The following is a 15,196-nucleotide window of genomic DNA, read 5'->3' as shown; positions in this document are numbered from 1 at the left end:
CTCAGGGAATGAGCCACCCCCCTGACCACGAAGACGCCGCGCATGCCGCGCTGCGCAGGGTGCGCCGTGAGGGCCGCTGGTGGTGGCTGCAGGCGCGCCATGCGCGGCGTGTCTGGCGTTGGGTGCTGCCGATCGCCGCGCTGGTGTTCATCGCCCTGGTGATGCTGCGCGGCCCACTGGCCAACTGGTTCTGGAACGAGCCACAGATCGAACAGCTGCTCGATCAGGGCGACCGCGCGCTGGCTGCTGGCCGCCTGAGTGCAGACGATGGCACCGGCGCGCGCGAGTTGTACCAGGCCGCGCTGGCGCTGGATGGCGACCGCAGCCAGGCCCGTACCGGGTTGGCGCGGACCGCGCAGGCGGCGTTGCAGCAGGGGCGCGAGGCACTCGACCGCGGCGATATCGAGGCGGCGCAACGTGGACTTGCGCTCGCGCGCGCGCTGCAGGTGCCGCAGCGCGATGCCGAGCAGCTCGCGCAACGATTGGCCCAGCGTGGCACCGCCCATGCTGGCATCGCGGTGCTGCTGGGGCGCGCCGAGGCGGCCTTGCAGGCCCAGCGCCTGGACGGGGATCTGGACAGTGCATTGCCGCTGTTCCAGCAGGTGCTGGCGGTAGCGCCAAACCAGCTGCGTGCGCTCGAGGGCCGCGAGGACGCCTTGTCTGATCTGTTGCAGCAGGCACGCGATGCCTGCGGGCGCGGCGATCTGGCGCGGGCGTCGGCGCTGCTGGGCAGCGCGCGCGGCTACGACCCGGGGCATGTTGATCTGCCGGTCACCCAGGAAGCGCTGAACAATGCCCTTGAAGCACGCCTGCGGCAGGCGAACCAGGCACTGCGGCGGCAGCGCTGGGACAGTGCTGCGGCCGACTTCCAGGCGGTACTGGCGGCCGCGCCGGAGGACCCGGTGGCGCGGCAGGGCCTGCAGCACGTGATCGACGCGCAATTGGCCAACGCCACCCGGCTGGCGGGCGACTTCCGCTTCGAGCAGGCCGACCGCGCGCTCGCCGCGGCGCACGCGCTGGGCGCAACCGAGCGTGCGCTGGGCGCGGCCCGACAGGTGCTGGCGCAGGCACGCCAGGCCGCGCAGGCACTGAAGACGCCGGGGGCGCCGCGCGCACAGCGCGAGCGGCGTCTGCGCGCGCTGCTGGCGCGGATCGTGGACGCCGAGGCGCGGGGGCAGTTCCTGTCGCCACCCGGCGGGAGTGCGTATGACGCGCTGCGTGAGGCGCAGGCGCTGGCCGCCTATGACCCGCGCGTGCGCGCGGCGGCGCAGCGGCTGTTGCCGGCCAGCCGCAGCTGCTTTGAAGATCGCCTGCGCGAAAACCGGGTGCAGGCGGCGGGCGCTTGCCTGGAGGCTTGGCAGACATTGTCACCGGGCGAGGCCACGCTGTCGGCGGCACGTCGCCGCCTGGCCCAGCGTTGGTTGGCGATCGGCAGCGAGCGGCTTGGCGCGGGCGACCTGGCGTTCGCGCAGCAGGCATTGGCGCAGGCGCGGCACTGGCAGCCGGACCTGGCCGAACTGGGCGAGTTCGAGCAGCGCCTGCGCGATGCGGGCGGCCCGGGTTGAGGCCTCAGTCCAGGAATACCCGCTGCACGGTGTCGCGTGCGGTTTCCAGCGAGAAATGCGCGGCCACGTTGTGTCGCCCCGCACTCGACAGGCGTTGCCACAGCGCCGGGTCCTGGTACAGGCGCACCACTGCGGCGGCGAACGCGGCGGCATCGTCGGCCACCAGCACATCCTCGCCGTCATGCAGGTGCATGCCCTCGACCGCGCAGGTGGTGGCGACCACCGGCTGGCCGTGGGCCATGCTCAGGTTGATCTTGCCCTTGACCCCGGCGCCGAAGCGCAGCGGCGCCACCGCGATCCGGACCTGGTCCATGTAGGGCGTCACCACCGGCACGAAACCATGGATTTCGACGCCCGGCTGGGTGGCCGCCAGCGTCCGCAGCGCATCGGGAACATCGGCGCCGATGCAGTGGAAGCGGATCTGTGGCAGCTGCGCGCGGATCAACCCGAATACCTCGCCGATGAACCAGTGCATGGCATCCACGTTCGGTGGATGGCGGAAGCCGCCGACGAACACCAGGTCCTGACGGTCGGCCCAGTCGCCGCCGCCGGGCGCGACTTCGTGCAGGTTGGAGATCAGTTCCACTTCCAGGCCCGGCGCGTCGGTCTTCAACTGCTCGCGTTCGGCCGCGCTGACCAGCACGGTGACATCGCTGGCGGCCATCACCGCCAGTTCGCGCGCGCGGGTGCGCTCGGCATCGCGCAGCAGCCCGGCGTTGCCGGCCAGTTCGGCGCCACGGCGTTCGCGCAGGTAGTGCAGGTCCACGGTATCGAACACGGTGCGGGCCTGGGGCGCGTAGCTGCGCAGCAGCGGCAGGCATTCGCTGGCCACATGGTGGCGCACCATCATCACCACCGCAAAGCGCGGCCCGTGTTCGCGCAGCCACGGCCCGATGCCCTGCAGGAACGGCGCATACCAGACCTCCACGCCCAGCCGCTGCAGCGCCTCGGTGGGGGCGCCGGCATGTTCGCGGCGGGTCGGGACGAACACCACGTGGGCGCCGCCGTCGATCAGCATGCGGATCAGGTTGTACTGGCGCAGCGAGCCGGAATCGCGGTCGGGCTGCGGCACCGCTTCGTCCAGGATCAGGACCTGGCGCTGCCGGCGATGCAGCAGCGCGGGCGAGGGCACGCTGCCGACCGGTGGCTGGGCAAGCAGCGCCTGCGCCCATTTGTCGGCGAAGACGCTGCGGTTGCGCACCTGGTAGGCCTTGACCCCGCTGCCGGTGTCGGTGCCGTTGCTGGTGCCTTCGTCGTGCACCACGCGGCTGGCCGGCTGCACCAGCACGCGCAGGCCGGCGGCGCGCACGCCGAAGGCCAGGTCGGTGTCTTCGTAATAGGCCGGGCGGTAGCGGGTGTCCAGGCCGCCCAGCTGGTCCCACAACGCACGCGGGATCATCAGCGCCGCACCGGAGCAGTAATCGGCATCGCGCAGCGCGGTGTAGCGGGGATCTTCGGCCGATTCGAAGCGGCCGTAACTCCAGCCGCTGCCATCCTGGAAGACCACGCCGCCCGATTCCTGCAGACGACCGTCCGGATACAGCAACTGCGCGCCGACCAGGCCGGCCTGCGGCACCTGCACGAATGTGGCCAGCAACGCATCCAGCCAGCCCGGCTGCGGCACGGTGTCGTTGTTGAGCAGCACCACATAGCGGCCGCGCGAACGCGCCACGCCGTCATTGCACGCCTCGATGAAGCCGCCGTTGCGCTCGCGGACCTCGTAACGGAGCCCGTTGACCTGGCGCATCCATTCAGCGGTCTGGTCGCTGCTGCCGTCATCCACCACCAGGATTTCGCAGGCCGCGTGCGGCGGGTGCGCGGCCAGGGCGAGCAGGCAGGCCAGGGTATGCGCTGCCTGGTTGTAGACCGGGATGATGATGCTGACCACCGGTGCGTGGCTTTCGGGCACGCTGAACGGCGCGAAGGGCAGGGCGGCGGGCTGGTACAGCGGCGCGCGGCGCGGCGGAGGCAGTGCCTGGGTATGCACGCGGATGCGCTGCCAGGTGGCGCGCCAGCCCCGGGTACGCAGGCTGGCCAGGCTGCGGTGGAACAGACCGAGCATGCGGTTCAGGAAATAGCGTGCATCGGCCAAGGACATCGACATCCCGTTGCAACTCCAGCTTAAGCGGGGGAACCCGGGAGAACGCGCCGCTCGCGGTGGCTGCGTTAGACTCGCCGGAATTCATATTCTCGCATCCCCGTGCCCCGACGCTACGATTCCGACGACATCGACGAGTTCGAAGACGACACCGAAAGCCGCGGCCCGCTGTGGCGGCGACGGTTGATCACCTGGGGCATGGCGGCGTTCGCGCTGGCACTCGGGTTCCTCATTCCCTATACGGTGTACCTGAACAAACAGGTCACCCAGCGCTTCGGCGAGCTGCGTTGGCAGATCCCGACCCGCGTCTACGCCCGCCCGCTGGCGCTGGCGCCGGGCGTGGCGATGGATGCGGCCACGCTCAAGACCGAGCTGGCCGCCGCGGCCTACCGCGATGACGGCACCGGCAAGTCCGCGGCAACCTTCAGCCAGGAGGGCGGCCGCTTCGTCATTGCCAGTCGTGGCTACAACGATGTCGATGGCCGGGTCGCCCCGCGCCGCGTGGAGTTGAGCCTGTCCGGTGGCGAAATCGCCTCGCTGCGCGATGCCGACAGCCGCAAGGCGATCAAGGCCGCGCGGCTGGATCCGGCGCGGATCGCCACGCTATACGGGCAGAAGCAGGAAGAACGCCGGCTGGTGCGCATCGAGGACACCCCCGAACTGCTGGTCACCGGCCTGCAGGCGGTGGAAGACAAGGACTTCAACCGCCACCACGGCATCGACCTCAGCGGCATCGCCCGCGCGATCTGGGTGACCCTCCGTTCCGGCGGACAGAGTCGCCAAGGCGCATCGACCCTGACCCAGCAGCTGGCGCGCAGCGGCCTGCTCGGAATCGGCAAAGAGCAGACGGTCACCCGCAAGTTCAACGAGGTGCTGTACGCGCTGATCATGGAAGCGCGCTACGACAAGCGCACCATCCTGGAGGCCTACCTCAACCAGGTCTACCTCGGCCAGCGCGGCAGCCAGGCGATCCACGGCATGTCCTCGGGCGCCGAGTTCTGGTTCGGCCGCGATCTGTCTTCGCTCAACACTGAGCACGTCGCGCTGCTGATCGGGCTGGTCAAGGGTCCGTCCTACTACGACCCGCGCCGCAATCCCGAGCGCGCGCTGGACCGGCGCAACTTCGTGTTGGGCAAGCTGCACGAAAGCCAGTTGATCGATGACGCCGAGTACCAGCGTGCGCTGAAGGCGCCGCTGGGCGTGCCCAAGACCCCGGGGCTGATCGCCGCCAACCGTTTCCCGGCCTATGTGGACCTGGTGCGTCGCCAGCTCGGCCACGACTATCCCGAATCGGTGCTGCAGGGCGCCGGCCTGAGCGTGATGACCGGCATGGCGCCGTCGGCGCAGGCCTACGCGGAAGGTGCGGTCACCAAGACCATCAAATCGCTGGAGAGCAAGAAGCGCCCCGAGCTGCAGGCGGGTATGGTGCTCACCGACGTGCACAACGGCGATGTACTGGCCGTCGTCGGCAGCCGCGACGTGTCCGAACCGGGCTTCAACCGCGCCATCGAGGCGCAGCGGCCGGTCGGTTCGCTGCTCAAGCCATTCGTGTACCTGCTTGCCCTGGCCCAGCCGGACCGCTATTCGCTGGCTACCTGGGTGGACGATTCGCCGGTGACGGTGCAGCTGGGACGCGGCCGCAACTGGTCCCCCGGCAACGCCGACAACCGCAGCCACGGCACGGTGCGCCTGATCGATGCGCTGGCCCATTCCTACAACCAGGCCACGGTCCGGGTGGGCATGCAGGTCGGCCCGGAGCGGGTGACCCAGCTGATCCACGTACTGGCCGGGCTCAAGGCCGACCCCAACCCGGCGGTGATTCTCGGTTCCACCGACCAGAGCCCGTATGCGATGGCCCAGCTGTATCAGTTCCTGGCCTCCGGCGGCGAGATCCAGCCGCTGCATGCGGTGCGCGGCGTACTCGACCCGCAGGGCAAGCTGATGAAGCGTTATGACAAGACGCCTGCGCCGGCCCAGGAAGGCGACTCGATTGCCGCCAACCTGATCAGCATCGGCCTGCAGCAGGTGGTGGCCAGCGGGACCGCGCAGCGTCTGAACGCCGACGGCCTCGGCCGCCTGCAGCCGGCCGGCAAGACCGGCACCACCAACGACGGCCGCGACAGCTGGTATGCCGGCTACACCGGCGACCACCTGGCGGTGATCTGGATGGGCAACGACCAGAACGAACAGGCCGGGCTGTATGGCGCCACCGGTTCGATGCGGGTGTGGTCGGGCATATTCCAGCGCCTGCCCAGCGCGCCGTTGAAAGTCAGCAGCAAGGGCCTGGACTGGCAGTACGTGGATGCCAGCGGCACCGGCAGCACCGATGAAACCTGCCCCGGCGCACGTCGCTTCCCGTTCGTGGTCGGCTACGCGCCGGCGTATGCGCCGTGCACGGCCTCGACCGCCGTGCCGGAAGGCGAGGGCGGTGAAGCCACTGGCGAAGGCGGTGGCTGGCGCAGCTGGTTCGGGCTGGACAAGAAGCCCGAGCCTGCCGCCGAGCCGGCCCCGGCCGCTGCAACCCCTTCCCCAGCGCGATGATTCCGGAACGAGGCCGGCCCGCATGACCCACCGTACCCTGATCCGTTCCGCATCCCTGCTCACTCTGAGCCTGGCGCTGACTGCCTGCGTCACCCCGACCGCGCCGGTGAAGGCGCCGGTGGACACCACGACGCCTGCCCAGCGCATGGCGGCGGTGGACGCGGTGGCCGCCGGTGCCGACGAAAAGGAACTGGCGATACAGCCGCTGCGCGATGCCGAGATCGAAGACCTGCGCATGACCGCGCAGGCCCGGCGCCAGGCCAACGACCTGGCCGGCGCAGCCGATGCATTGAACCAGGCGCTGCTGATCTCCGAAGGCGATCCGTCGATCCTGCAGGAACGTGCCGAGATCGCGCTGCTGCAGGGCGACTGGGCGCGCGCGGAAACCCTGGCGCGCAAAGCGGTCGAGCTGGGCTCCAAGACCGGCCCACTGTGCCGCCGTCACTGGGCCACCATCGAGCAGTCGCGGCTGGCCCGTGGCGAAAAGGAAAACGCGGTCTCCGCGCACGCGCAGCTGGAAGGTTGCACGGTGCCCGGAATCAAGCGCTATTGATGTAGTGCCGGCCGCTGGCCGGCACTAACCTTCCTTCATGTCCCGCCTTGCCCATGCCAGCAGCGAAGCCCTCAGCGAGGGCGGCACGCTCGCCAGCCAGCTGGATGCCTTCGTCGCACGCCCGGCGCAGCTGCGCCTGACCGTGGCCATCGCCGAGGCCTTCGACCAGCGCGATGTGCTGCTGGCCGAGGCCGGGACCGGCACCGGCAAGACCTACGCCTACCTGGTGCCGGCGCTGCTGTCCGGGCTGAAGATCATCATTTCCACCGGCACCCGCGCGCTGCAGGACCAGCTCTACCATCGTGACCTGCCACGGGTGCGTGCCGCGCTCGGCGTCGGCCACAGCAGCGCCCTGCTCAAGGGCCGCGCCAACTATTTGTGCCGTTACCGGCTGCAGCAGGCGCGCGGTGAGCCCCGCTTCGTGTCGCCCGAACAGGTCGCGCAGTTCCAGCGCATCCTGGCCTGGTCGGGGCGCACCCGTTTTGGCGACATGGCCGAGCTGGACGCGCTGCCGGAAGATTCCCCGCTGTACCCGATGGTGACCTCCACCGTCGACAACTGCCTGGGCACCGAGTGCCCGTTCTGGGACGACTGCTTCGTGGTGCAGGCGCGCCAGCGTGCACAGGCGGCCGACGTGGTGGTGGTCAACCACCACCTGCTGCTGGCCGACCTGGCGCTCAAGCAGGAGGGCTTCGGCGAGATCCTGCCCGGCGCGCAGGCGTTCGTGATCGACGAAGCGCACCAGCTGCCCGAGCTTGCCGCCAACTTCTTCGGTGAAAGCTTCGGCATGCGCCCGTGGCAGGAACTGGCGCGCGACTGCCTGGCCGAAAGCCGCAGCGTGGCCGGCGCGCAGGCCGCGCTGCAGGTACCGGCGGCAGCGCTGGAACAGATCCTCCGCGACCTGCGCACCGCCATGGACGGGTTGCCCCCGCGTGGCACCCAGTGGCGGGCACTGACCGTGCCGCAGGTGCGCGACGGCTTCGATGCGGCGATGAGCGCGCTGGTGAACCTGCGCGATGCACTGGTTGGCGTACGCGAGGCCTCGCCCGGACTGGATGCCTGCCACGCCCGGGCGCTGGAAGCGGTGTCGCGGCTGTCGCGCTGGCTGGGCGACGACGCGCCGATGCTGGATTTCGATACCGACCCCGAGCACGCGCCGGCCCCGGCGGAAGTGTTGTGGTACGAACTGACCCCGCGTGGTTTCCGTTGCCAGCGCACGCCGATGGATGTGTCCGGCCCGTTGCGCGAGCATCGCCAACGCTCGATGGCGGCGTGGATATTCACCTCGGCCACGCTGACCGTGGACGGCGGCTTCGAGCATATTTCCCAGCGGCTGGGCCTGGACGATCCGGTCACGCTGCTGCAGCCCAGCCCGTTCGACTGGGCCACCCAGGCGCTGTGCTACCTGCCCACCGATCTGCCCGATCCTGCCGCGCGCGGCTTCGGCACCGCGCTGATCCGCGCGCTCACGCCGGTGCTGGACGCTTCGCACGGACGCGCCTTCCTGTTGTTCGCCTCGCACCGCGCGTTGCGCGAGGCGGCCGAGGCATTGCGCGATGCGCCCTGGCCGTTGTTCGTGCAGGGCGAGGCGCCGCGCGCGACGCTGCTGCAGCGGTTCCGCGAATCGGGCAACGGCGTGCTGCTGGGCTCGGCCAGTTTCCGCGAAGGCGTGGACGTGGTCGGCGACGCGCTCAGCGTGGTGGTAATCGACAAGCTGCCGTTCGCCGCGCCGGACGATCCGGTCTTCGAGGCCCGGCTGCACGCGATCCGCCGCGATGGCGGCAACCCGTTCCGCGACGAACAGCTGCCGCAGGCGGTGATCGCGCTCAAGCAGGGCGTGGGCCGGCTGATCCGCAGCGAGACCGACCGGGGCGTGCTGGTGCTGTGCGACCCGCGCCTGCTCAGCCGCGGCTACGGCCGGATCTTCCTGGATTCGCTGCCGCCGTTCCGGCGCACCCGTTCTCTGGACGATGTGCGCGGCTTCTTTGCGCCACAATGGCTGCCTGCCGACCTGCCGTCGCCGCCGGTTTCTGCGGCGGCCCCGTCCGTTGCCCCCGTGCTGCCCGCTGCACCTGATGATTTCCCCACTTCCCTGTTCTGACCGCCATGAAACTGCTTGCCTTTGAAACCGCCACCGAAGCCTGCTCCGTTGCCCTGTATGTGGATGGGCAGGTGCTGGAGCGGTTCGAGATCGCCCCGCGCCGGCATGCCGAACTGAGCCTGCCGTGGGCCGAAGCGCTGCTGGCCGAGGCCGGGGTGGCGCGTTCGCAGCTGGATGCGATCGCGCTGGGGCGTGGACCGGGCGCGTTCACCGGCGTGCGCCTGGCGATCGCCATTGCCCAGGGCATTGCGCTGGCGCTGGACCGCCCGCTGGTTCCGGTCTCCACGCTGCAGGTGCTGGCACTGCGCGCGCCGGCCGATGCCGACTACGTGCTGAGCAGCATCGATGCGCGCATGGGCGAGGTGTACGTGGCCCGTCAGGTACGGGTGGACGGCCAGTGGCAGTTGCAGGGCGAAGAGACGGTGTGCGCGCCGGAGGCGGTGGTATTGCCCGATGGCACGCGCTGGTTCGGCGTGGGCACCGGCTTCGGTGCGGCCGAGGGTGTGTTGGCCCGCCGCCTGGGCGACCAACTCGACGGCGTGGATGCCCAGGCGCTGCCGCGAGCGTCGGATGTGCTGGCGCTGGCGGTGCCGGCGTTCGCGCGCGGGGAGGGCATGGCCCCGGAACGAGTGGAGCCGGCGTACCTGCGCGACAACGTCGCCTTGACCCTGGTCGAGCAGCAGGCGGCGCGGGCGGCGAAGCAGGCGTCCTAGGAAGGCGCCAGCCACGCATGGCGTGGCTCTACCGGGGCGATCATCCAAGGGGCGAGGGCCGGCAAACGGGCGGCAGCGCCATGCCCTGGATGGCTGTACGGTCCGGCGATGCTGACGATCAGCGGTCGTCGCGCAGCGTGCCGCCGGGCAGGAACGCCCAGGTGCGGGTGACCTGCAGTATCTCCACGCCATCCTCGGTCTTGGGCAGGGGCGGGAACGGCTGGGCCAGGCGGATCACCCGCAGGGCCGCTTCATCCAGCAGCGGGGTGCCGCTGCTGCGCAGGATGCGGGCGCTTTCCACGCTGCCATCGCGGCGCACCCCGACGGTAATCACCACCTGCCCACCCAGCCGACGCTGACGCGCCTCATCGGGGTAGTTCAGGTTGCCCACGCGCTCGGCGCGGTCGACCCAGGCACGCAGGTAATTGGCGTAGGCGTATTCCCGGGTGCTGGCCGAGACGAACTTGCGGTTCGGGCGCTTGGCGTACTGCGCCGAGCGCAGGTGCACCTCGGCGGCCAGGCGGGCCATCTCGGCGTCGCGCTGCTCGCGTGCGTTCAGCGGTGCCTCCGGCTGCGGATGCTCGGGCAGCGGTTGCGGCTGGGCGCTGGCGACCTGCTCGGTGCTGTTGCGGCTGGACACCACCCGGGTCTGCGGCGGCGGTGGGCTGGCCGCGTCCTGGCGCTGCTGCGGCACCGGCGACAGCCCGGCCTGCGGCTGCGGCACGATCCCGGCCTGGTTGTCGCGCGGTCGCAACGCCTTGTCGTGGTCGCCGCCGCCCTGCTGGTTGGCCTGGGCCAGGAAGTCGGCCTGCTTGGGCGTGAGCGGGGTCTGGGTCTGGCTGAAGATCACATCCAGGGTCGGCACCAGCGAGGCCTTGTCGCTGACCGCAAAGCCCACGCCCAGGATCAGCAGCGCATGCACCAGCAGCGACAGCGCCAGGGTCGCGCCCAGGCGCTGCGATTCGCGTGCCTGCAACGGCACCAGCGGCGCGACCGTCGCGGTCATCGCGGCAGACCGGCCTCGATCGCATCGAACAGCGTCCCGGCGATGTTCAGCCCGAACTGGGCGTCCAGCTCGCGCACGCAGGTCGGGCTGGTGACGTTCACTTCGGTCAGGTAGTCCCCGATCACGTCCAGGCCGACGAAGCGCATCCCGCGGCGCTTCATCTCCGGGCCGACCTGGGCGGCGATCCAGCGGTCGCGCTCGCTCAGCGGGCGGCCTTCGCCGCGGCCGCCGGCGGCCAGGTTGCCGCGGAACTCGTCGCCCTGCGGGATCCGGGCCAGGCAATAGTCCACCGGCTCGCCATCCACCAGCAGGATGCGCTTGTCGCCGGCGGTGATGTCCGGGATGAACTTCTGCGCCAGGGCCAGCGTGCGCTCGCCGTCGGTCAGGGTTTCCAGGATCACGTTGAGGTTGGGATCGCCGGTGCCGCTGCGGAAGATCGAGCGCCCGCCCATGCCGTCCAGCGGCTTGAGCACGGCCTGGCCGTGTTCCAGCACGAACGCCTTCAGGTCGGCGTTGCGGCGGCTGACCAGGGTCGGCGGGCAGCACTGCGGGAACAGCAGCGCGGCCAGCTTCTCGTTGAAATCGCGCAGCCCCTGCGGATCGTTGACCACCAGCGCGCCGGCCTGCTGGGCCACGCTCAGTACATGGGTGTCGTAGATGAATTCGGCATCCACCGGCGGGTCCTTGCGCATCAGCACGACCTGGCCGGGGCCGAACACGGTCTGGCTGAATTCGCCCAGGCTGAACCAGTCGGCCTTATCCTCGCGCACCTGCAGCGGCGCGGTCCGGGCCACCGCCTGGCCGTCGCGCAGGGCCAGCCCACCGGGGCTGACGTAGTGCAGGGCGTGGCCGCGGCGCTGGGCTTCCAGCAGCATCGCGAAGGTGGTGTCCTTGGCAATCTTGATATGGGCGATGGGGTCCATCACCACGATGACGTTCAACGGCATGGTCGCAACCTGGCGGGCAGGGCGATGATGGTAGCTGCAACCGGGCCCGCCTGCCTGCCCCGGACCGGTGCAACGCAGTGTCCGGCGGCCGGCCCGGTTTGCGCAAAACCGGCGCCGGCCGTCACCGCCGACCCGCCTGCGGCTTGGCTGAAGTGGCCGCGCTTGAAGCCTGCGCCGGAAGTGCGATATAGATACGCTTTCGCAGCGGCGCCGGACCAAAGCAGAAGCGTCGCGCGCTCGGGGAAAGGTAATGACTGAAAACATGGCTGCGGGTGGGGAACTCGCAGGGCTCAGGGTCATGGTCATCGATGATTCGAAGACCATTCGCAGGACCGCCGAAACACTGCTCAAGCGCGAAGGCTGCGAGGTGGTGACCGCGACCGATGGTTTCGAGGCGTTGGCCAAGATCGCCGACCAACAGCCGCAGATCATCTTCGTGGACATCATGATGCCGCGTCTTGACGGGTATCAGACCTGTGCGCTGATCAAGGGAAATCAGCTGTTCAAGTCGACCCCGGTGATCATGCTGTCCTCCAAGGACGGCCTGTTCGACAAGGCGCGCGGCCGCATCGTCGGCTCGGAGCAGTACCTGACCAAGCCTTTCACGCGTGAAGAACTGCTGGGTGCCATCCGCACATACGTCAACGCCTGACCAGGGGGGAAAGGCACAATGGCTCGAATCGTTCTGATCGAGGATTCACCGACCGACCGTGCGGTGTTCACGCAGTGGTTGACCAAGGCCGGGCATGAGGTTCTCGAAGCGGACAACGCCGAGGACGGGCTGGTGCTCGTCCGCGAGCAGTCGCCGCAGCTGGTCCTGATGGACGTGGTGCTGCCGGGCATGAGTGGCTTCCAGGCGACCCGCGCGATGGCGCGCGACGCGGCGACAAAGCACATCCCGGTGGTCATCGTCAGCACCAAGGCGATGGAAACCGACAAGGCGTGGGGGCTGCGCCAGGGGGCCGCCGATTACATCGTCAAACCACCGCGCGAGGAGGACCTGATCGCGCGGATCAACGAGTTGGTGGTCTGATGCGTTCTCCTTTCGACATCCTCGAAGTCTACGAACGGCGCAGCCTTGCCCATGCCGTGCAGCTGCCCGAACGGCAGTTCGCGCAGGATCTGTGGCGTGGCGTCGGCTACCGGGTGGGCAAGCGGCATCTGGTCTCGGATTTCCGCGAAGTGGTGGAAATCGTGCCGATGCCGCCGATCACCCCGGTCCCCGGCGCACAGCCGTGGCTGCTGGGCGTGGGCAACCTGCGCGGCAATCTGTTCCCGGTGGTGGACCTGAAGTACTTCCTGGAAGGCGAGCGCACCGTGCAGCAGGAAGGCCAGCGCGTGTTGATCATGCGCCAGGCCGGCGGCGACGTCGCCCTGACCATCGATGAACTGTTTGGCCAACGCAGCTTCGAGCAGAACCAGGACATCGCCGTCGGCGACCTGGCCAGTGGTCGCTATGCGCACTTCATCGACCGCGCCTTCCACGGCGACGGTCACGACTGGGGCGTGTTCTCGCTGTCGCTGCTGTCGCGTACTCCCGAATTCAGGCAGGCCGCAGCCTGATCGCTGCTGCCTGTCTCACCGCATTGAAGATCGAGGTTGAACGATGAGTACTGCTTCGGAATCCGCCAAGGCCGGCAAGCTCGGGTCGGTGGGAACCAATTTCTGGCTCGGCCTGCTGGCCCTGTCGATGATCGTGTTCGGCGTCAATACCGGCGTGGCCACCTGGCAGGGCAGTCGCCTGGCCGGCGCCAGTACCGGCGCGGCCGACCTGCAGGTGTTGTCCCAGCAGCTGGCCAACCAGGGCCGTGAAGCGGTGCTGGGCAACGCGCAGGCCTTCACCGCGTTCAAGGAAACCAAGACCCGCATCGAAAGCACGGTGAGCAGCCTGCAGGGCCGCTACGGCAGCGAAGCGAACGTGTCCGGTCCACTCAGCCAGCTCAGCCAGACCTGGGAGCCGCTCGGCAAGAGCGCCGCCCAGCTGGTGGCAAGTGAGCCGGCCGTGCTGGCCCTGGCCGGCAACGCCAACAACTTCGTCAATGGCGTGCCGGCACTGCAGGCACAGCTCAATGAAGTGGTCCGCGCGATGTCGGCCGGTGGCGCGCCTGCCTCGCAGGTGTACAACGCGCTGCAGCAGGTCGTGGTGGTCGGCTCGATGGCCCGCCGCGTGACCGAAATGCGCGCCGGTGGCGGCGGTGCCGCCGCGGCAGGCGACGCGCTGGCGCGCGACTCGGTGGTGTTCACCCAGGTGCTGGATGCGCTGCGCAACGGCAACGAAGAGCTGGGCATCGCCCCGGTCCGCAATGCCGGTGCACTGGCGGCGCTGGAACAGTCCCAGAAGCAGTGGGACACCATGAAGAAGGACGCCGATGCGATCCTGGCCAGCTCGCGCCAGCTGTTCTCGGCGCAGTCCTCGGCCGCGGCCCTGACCGGCGGCGCGACCAGGATGCTGGATGACAGCAAGAAGCTGTTCGAAGCGTTTTCCTCGTTCGGCTCGGTGCGGGATACGCGCCTGTTCCCGAATTTCTGGCTGGGCGTGATCTCCGGCGCGCTGTCGCTGATCGCCATCATCGGCTTCGTCAGCAGCACCGTGCGCAGCCGCTCGCGCGAGCAGGACCTGCGTTACCAGACCCAGGTGGAATTCAACAGCCGCAACCAGCAGGCCATCATGCGGCTGCTGGACGAAATCAGCTCGCTGGGTGAAGGCGACCTGACGGTGAAGGCCTCGGTGACCGAGGACATGACCGGCGCGATCGCCGACGCCATCAATTACGCCGTGGACGAACTGCGCCACCTGGTGACCACGATCAACGACACCTCGGCCAAGGTCGCGCTGTCCACCCAGGAAACCCAGGCCACGGCCATGCAGCTGGCCGAAGCGGCCGGCCACCAGGCCAACCAGATCACCTCGGCGTCGGACCGCATTGGCGAAATCGCGTCGAGCATCGAACAGGTGTCGCGCAACTCGGCCGAATCGGCCGACGTGGCACAGCGCTCGGTGGTGATTGCCGCCGAAGGCGCCGGCGTGGTCCGCGAGACCATCCAGGGCATGGACCAGATCCGCGACCAGATCCAGGAGACCTCCAAGCGCATCAAGCGCCTGGGCGAGTCCTCGCAGGAAATCGGCTCGATCGTGGAACTGATCAACGACATTTCCGAGCAGACCAACATCCTGGCGTTGAACGCCGCGGTGCAGGCCGCCTCGGCCGGTGAAGCCGGTCGTGGTTTTGCGGTGGTGGCCGACGAAGTGCAGCGACTGGCAGAACGTACCTCCGGCGCAACCCGGCGTATCGAAGGCCTGGTCCAGGCCATTCAGGCCGATACCAACGAAGCGGTCAGCTCGATGGAGCAGACCACCGCCGAGGTGGTGTCCGGTGCGCGCCTGGCCGAAGACGCCGGTACGGCCCTGACCGAAATCGAACGCGTGTCCAACGCGCTCAACAACCTCATCAAGAACATCTCGATCGCCGCCCAGCAGCAGTCGTCGGCCGCGTCGGACATCACCCGCACCATGGGCGTGATCCGTCAGATTACCGGCCAGACCTCGCAGGGCGCGGGACAGACCGCCGAGTCGATCGGCCATTTGGCACAGCTGGCGGCCGACCTGCGCCGCTCGGTTGCCGACTTCAAGCTGCCGGCGTGAGCCGCGGGCAGGGCGGAGAGGGAAGGAAT

Annotated in this window: 12 protein-coding genes; 9 read left to right on the top strand and 3 right to left on the bottom strand. The window is 69.3% G+C overall.

Translation table 11 applies throughout. From position 1 onward, the window contains the following. Positions 1-8 precede the first annotated feature (8 nt). Positions 9-1,565, top strand: a complete 1,557-nt coding sequence (locus NR101_RS03955) for a hypothetical protein (protein WP_256776875.1) — start codon at positions 9-11, stop codon at positions 1,563-1,565. 4 nt (positions 1,566-1,569) lie between these two features. Here the strand turns inward: NR101_RS03955 and NR101_RS03950 are convergent, their stop codons facing one another. After that, positions 1,570-3,669, bottom strand: a complete 2,100-nt coding sequence (locus NR101_RS03950) for a glycosyltransferase (protein WP_256776874.1) — start codon at positions 3,667-3,669, stop codon at positions 1,570-1,572. 96 nt (positions 3,670-3,765) lie between these two features. On the opposite strand from NR101_RS03950, the gene mrcB reads away from it, so the two are divergent. Genes mrcB through tsaB form a run of 4 tightly spaced genes read left to right on the top strand, consistent with a single transcriptional unit; the run spans position 3,766 to position 9,571 of the window. Then, positions 3,766-6,204 carry a penicillin-binding protein 1B gene (gene mrcB / locus NR101_RS03945; RefSeq protein ID WP_256776873.1) on the top strand — a complete coding sequence of 813 codons (2,439 nt, stop codon included), beginning with the start codon at positions 3,766-3,768 and terminating at the stop codon, positions 6,202-6,204. A gap of 22 nt (positions 6,205-6,226) precedes the next feature. After that, positions 6,227-6,757, top strand: a complete 531-nt coding sequence (locus NR101_RS03940; protein WP_256776872.1) for a hypothetical protein — start codon at positions 6,227-6,229, stop codon at positions 6,755-6,757. A gap of 37 nt (positions 6,758-6,794) precedes the next feature. Then, positions 6,795-8,858 carry an ATP-dependent DNA helicase gene (locus NR101_RS03935; RefSeq protein WP_256776871.1) on the top strand — a complete coding sequence of 688 codons (2,064 nt, stop codon included), beginning with the start codon at positions 6,795-6,797 and terminating at the stop codon, positions 8,856-8,858. Between the two features lie 5 nt (positions 8,859-8,863). Then, positions 8,864-9,571: a tRNA (adenosine(37)-N6)-threonylcarbamoyltransferase complex dimerization subunit type 1 TsaB gene (tsaB, locus tag NR101_RS03930; RefSeq protein WP_256776870.1), complete on the top strand. Its 708-nt coding sequence runs from the start codon at positions 8,864-8,866 to the stop codon at positions 9,569-9,571. Positions 9,572-9,689: 118 nt separating this feature from the next. Here tsaB and NR101_RS03925 read toward each other — a convergent pair whose 3' ends face one another. Both NR101_RS03925 and gshB read right to left on the bottom strand, forming a co-directional pair. After that, a complete protein-coding gene (locus tag NR101_RS03925; RefSeq protein WP_256776869.1) occupies positions 9,690-10,577 on the bottom strand; it encodes an energy transducer TonB in 888 nt (295 codons plus the stop codon). Continuing rightward, the gene (gene gshB, locus NR101_RS03920; RefSeq protein ID WP_256776868.1) at positions 10,574-11,524 is read right to left on the bottom strand and encodes a glutathione synthase; all 951 of its coding nucleotides are present in this window, start codon (positions 11,522-11,524) and stop codon (positions 10,574-10,576) included. Before gshB ends, NR101_RS03925 begins: the two co-directional genes overlap by 4 nt. Positions 11,525-11,774: 250 nt before the next feature. Between gshB and pilG the strand changes: the two genes are divergently transcribed. The 4 genes from pilG to NR101_RS03900 are packed head-to-tail and all read left to right on the top strand — an operon-like array spanning position 11,775 to position 15,167. Then, complete coding sequence (gene pilG, locus NR101_RS03915) at positions 11,775-12,176, top strand: twitching motility response regulator PilG (protein WP_017356958.1); 402 nt, start codon at positions 11,775-11,777, stop codon at positions 12,174-12,176. A gap of 18 nt (positions 12,177-12,194) precedes the next feature. Then, positions 12,195-12,557 (top strand): response regulator, encoded by a 363-nt coding sequence (locus NR101_RS03910; RefSeq protein WP_256776867.1) that lies wholly within the window; start codon positions 12,195-12,197, stop codon positions 12,555-12,557. Further along, a complete protein-coding gene (locus tag NR101_RS03905; protein WP_256776866.1) occupies positions 12,557-13,087 on the top strand; it encodes a chemotaxis protein CheW in 531 nt (176 codons plus the stop codon). Before NR101_RS03910 ends, NR101_RS03905 begins: the two co-directional genes overlap by 1 nt. A 43-nt stretch (positions 13,088-13,130) precedes the next feature. Next, positions 13,131-15,167 (top strand): methyl-accepting chemotaxis protein, encoded by a 2,037-nt coding sequence (locus tag NR101_RS03900; protein ID WP_256776865.1) that lies wholly within the window; start codon positions 13,131-13,133, stop codon positions 15,165-15,167. The last annotated feature ends 29 nt before the right edge of the window (positions 15,168-15,196 follow it).

The organism is Stenotrophomonas sp. Ste86, assembly GCF_024519465.1.
Lineage (GTDB): Bacteria > Pseudomonadota > Gammaproteobacteria > Xanthomonadales > Xanthomonadaceae > Stenotrophomonas.
This window is presented reverse-complemented; position numbering and strand designations above follow the sequence as displayed.

Bases quoted from the DNA above. Each gene is read 5' to 3' on its own strand.
- NR101_RS03940 (WP_256776872.1), top strand. From the start codon at position 6,227: ATGACCCACCGTACCCTGATCCGTTCCGCATCCCTGCTCACTCTGAGC.
- NR101_RS03935 (WP_256776871.1), top strand. From the start codon at position 6,795: ATGTCCCGCCTTGCCCATGCCAGCAGCGAAGCCCTCAGCGAGGGCGGC.
- NR101_RS03950 (WP_256776874.1), bottom strand. From the start codon at position 3,669: ATGTCGATGTCCTTGGCCGATGCACGCTATTTCCTGAACCGCATGCTC.
- tsaB (WP_256776870.1), top strand. From the start codon at position 8,864: ATGAAACTGCTTGCCTTTGAAACCGCCACCGAAGCCTGCTCCGTTGCC.
- gshB (WP_256776868.1), bottom strand. From the start codon at position 11,524: ATGCCGTTGAACGTCATCGTGGTGATGGACCCCATCGCCCATATCAAG.
- pilG (WP_017356958.1), top strand. From the start codon at position 11,775: ATGACTGAAAACATGGCTGCGGGTGGGGAACTCGCAGGGCTCAGGGTC.
- NR101_RS03900 (WP_256776865.1), top strand. From the start codon at position 13,131: ATGAGTACTGCTTCGGAATCCGCCAAGGCCGGCAAGCTCGGGTCGGTG.
- NR101_RS03910 (WP_256776867.1), top strand. From the start codon at position 12,195: ATGGCTCGAATCGTTCTGATCGAGGATTCACCGACCGACCGTGCGGTG.
- NR101_RS03905 (WP_256776866.1), top strand. From the start codon at position 12,557: ATGCGTTCTCCTTTCGACATCCTCGAAGTCTACGAACGGCGCAGCCTT.
- NR101_RS03925 (WP_256776869.1), bottom strand. From the start codon at position 10,577: ATGACCGCGACGGTCGCGCCGCTGGTGCCGTTGCAGGCACGCGAATCG.
- NR101_RS03955 (WP_256776875.1), top strand. From the start codon at position 9: ATGAGCCACCCCCCTGACCACGAAGACGCCGCGCATGCCGCGCTGCGC.